Annotated in this window: 4 protein-coding genes; 2 read left to right on the forward strand and 2 right to left on the reverse strand. The window is 69.4% G+C overall.

Features of this window, described 5'->3' with window-relative positions:
- Positions 1 to 240 (forward strand): neutral zinc metallopeptidase (locus ACFWF3_RS30975; RefSeq protein WP_379317258.1); only part of this gene is annotated, 240 nt, incomplete at its 5' end.
- A gap of 48 nt (positions 241 to 288) precedes the next feature.
- Positions 289 to 783, forward strand: coding sequence for a hypothetical protein (locus tag ACFWF3_RS30980; RefSeq protein ID WP_378989005.1), 495 nt, complete (start codon positions 289 to 291; stop codon positions 781 to 783).
- 58 nt (positions 784 to 841) lie between these two features.
- Here the strand turns inward: ACFWF3_RS30980 and ACFWF3_RS30985 are convergent, their stop codons facing one another.
- Positions 842 to 2,467 carry a hypothetical protein gene (locus tag ACFWF3_RS30985; protein WP_379317260.1) on the reverse strand — a complete coding sequence of 542 codons (1,626 nt, stop codon included), beginning with the start codon at positions 2,465 to 2,467 and terminating at the stop codon, positions 842 to 844.
- On the reverse strand, positions 2,464 to 2,822 hold a 359-nt coding region (locus ACFWF3_RS30990; RefSeq protein WP_379317262.1), incomplete at its 5' end, for a type VII secretion target. The genes ACFWF3_RS30990 and ACFWF3_RS30985, both read right to left, overlap by 4 nt.

The raw sequence follows: 2,822 nt of genomic DNA on the forward strand, positions 1-2,822 counted from the left end.
CAACCCTTCCTGAAGCCCCTGTCCGACAATGACATTCGCGATGCGCTGTCGGCCGCCAATGCCGTGGGCGACGACCGTATCCAGCGCTCGGCCGGTCGGGGTGTCAATCCCGAGTCGTGGACCCACGGATCCTCCGAACAGCGGCAGAAGTGGTTCCTCACCGGCTACCGGACCGGGTCGGTGCAGGCGTGCGACACCTATTCCGCGCGTGACCTCGACAACCCGCCCGGGATACGCTGACGCCTCGAACGCGATACCCACGCACTGTCTTTCGATCGAGGGGAACCCATGCGCCCGACCATGACCGGACTGCTCGTCTGCGCTCTCGCCCTGAGCGGCGCGAGCGCACTCGCCCATGCCGATCCGGCGCCACTACCGTTGGTGAGCCTGACCACGATCCCCGACGGCTGGTCGCAGCGCACCGACCTGCGTCCGGTCCTGCAGGTGTTCGCCGACGGCAAGGCCGTGCACATGCCCGACGCGGTGAGCAAGGACCGTAAACCCGAGACCGCACCCAAGCAGGTGACCGGAAAGGTTGCCGCCGACGTGATCGAGGCCGCGCGCGAGGAGATCAACGCGCTGAAGGACACCGACTTCGGGATGCCGGCGGGCGACAACCGCGGCACCCAGATCATCGACCTGATGCCCGACGACCCGGCCGACGAAGCGCACCTGGTGATCTACTCCCCCGATGCGTCCGATGGCCTCAACCCGGAGCAGAAGGCCGCGCGCAAGCGCTTCACCGACCTCTACAAGAAGCTGGTCGACGCCTTCAAGAGCTGATCGTTCGACACCGAACCGTAAGGGGCTCGCCGGTTTTCACCGGCGAGCCCCTTGCCGGTCAGAACCGATCCGCGGTCGCGTCCGCTTCGCGTTCGTCCTCGTGGACGGCACCGATCACGTCGGGCGTGGATTCGCCCAGCGGACCGGTGAGATCGTCGTTGCCGGTGCGGCTCTGGTAGGGCTGCACGGTACGACCGTGTTCTTCCTCGTTGTTGCCACGGCCCGCACCCGCTCCCGCGCCACCACCGCCCATCATGCCGGAGGTACCGCTGGTACCGGCGGCCGTGGTGGTGCCGGAGCCCATCACCGTGCTGATCGGCCGGCCCGACGCCGGAACCGCCGCACCCGGCACGGCCGCGGTGGACTTCGGAGTGCCCGAGCTCGGGGTGCCGCCGGTGCTGCCCGCCGAGCCGCCGGCGCCGCCGCGCGCGGTACCGAGCGCGCCGAGCGAGGCGCCGGATCCACCGCCGCTGCCACCGGTACCGACACTCGACGGTGAAGTCGAGCCGGGTGTAGTGGTACCCGCGGTGGTGCTCGCGGCGGTGGTAGACGAATCGCCGCCGCCGGTCAGAGCCTCCTCCGCCTGGGTGAGCAGCGGTTCGCCGATGTTCTCCGAAGCCGCGGAGAGAACTTCCTCGGGCGAGGGCAGGCCGCTCTGGCTGGCCAGCTGCCCGACGACGCCGCTGAGCTCGCCGGTGTACCCCATCAACTGCCCACGGGTGACGTTGACGACCGACACCGCCTCACCGAGATGCGAAGTGGCCAAGCCGATCAGGGTGGCCTGGGTCGGCGGCAGCATGATCGTCGGCGCGAGCGCGGTGGCCTGGGCCGCGAAGGTGGTGGCGATCGTGGTGAGCTGGGCGTTGCCGGTCTGGACGACGGCAGCGGCCTGCTGGGTGAGCGCCGAGATATCGATGCCGCGCTGGCTGGTGTCCTGCCCCTGTGTCTGCGCCTGCTGGCTGGCGGTGGTCGCCGCGTCGGCGGACTGCCCCTCCCACACCTGCTGAACGGTCTTCACGCCGCCTTGGGCCAGAGTCATCGCCTGCTCGATGACCGCCGAGGAACTGCTCAGGATCGAGGTCGGGTCCAGCGAGCCGAAAACGCCGGTACCGAAGCTGCTGAGCAGATCGAGGAACGGCTGGAAAAGGGTGTCGATGCCGGGCAGTGCGGGCAGCGACAGGCCGCTCATCAGCGCGGCGACCGGATCTTCGGTCAGGGTCGTCGCGGCGGCCGACGTGCTCGCGCCGGCGGTGCTCGACGCGCCAGCACCCGAGGTGCCGGTGAGTGCGGACTTGGCCTGGTCGAACGCGGTCAGCGCGGCGGCCGACGCGGGCGCGGCGACCTGAGCGACCGTCCCCTGCAAGCCGCTCAGCGCGGACGACGCGTCGTCCGCGACGCCGGACAGGATGTCCTGGGGCTCTACGCCGGTGCCGAGGCCGCCGAGCCCACCCAGTCCGGCGGGCGACATGCTGCCGTTCTGGGCTTCGTCGGTGATCTTCTGCGCGAGGGTGAAGACCGCTTCCTCGTCGGTCGCCACATCCTCGGGCACCTGCATGAGCGGGACGTCCAGGATCGCCTGCGAATCGAGGGGTACCGCACCCATCACCGACGCCGTCGCGGCATCGGCGGCGGCCATCGCGGCATCGGGAGCGATGACGCCCGCGTCCGAACTCAGCGGCTTCACAGGCCGGCGGCCTGACGGGCGAGTTGGGCGGCATTGTCGATATCGGTCGTCTCGAAGGTCACCGACGACTTGAAGGCCGCGTCGGAGAGCGAGCTGAACTTCGCCGACAGGTCGTTGATGTCCTTGGCCTGCAACGCTTGCGCGGCCGCGAACATCGCCAGGTAGTCGGCGCCGATGAGGCCGAACACCGGCGTCGCCGCCGACACGCTGGCAACCAGGTCGATATTGCCCGCCGCGGCGACCTGTGCCGCCACCCCGCCATTGGTCGCCGCGAACGCGGCGACTTCTTCGGTTTGCACCGAGAGATCGGTCATGCGAAATCCCCCCAACTCGTCGTGAAAAGTCTGCACTACAG

It is taken from the genome of Nocardia sp. NPDC060220 (genome assembly GCF_042727815.1).
In the GTDB taxonomy this organism is placed as follows: domain Bacteria; phylum Actinomycetota; class Actinomycetes; order Mycobacteriales; family Mycobacteriaceae; genus Nocardia.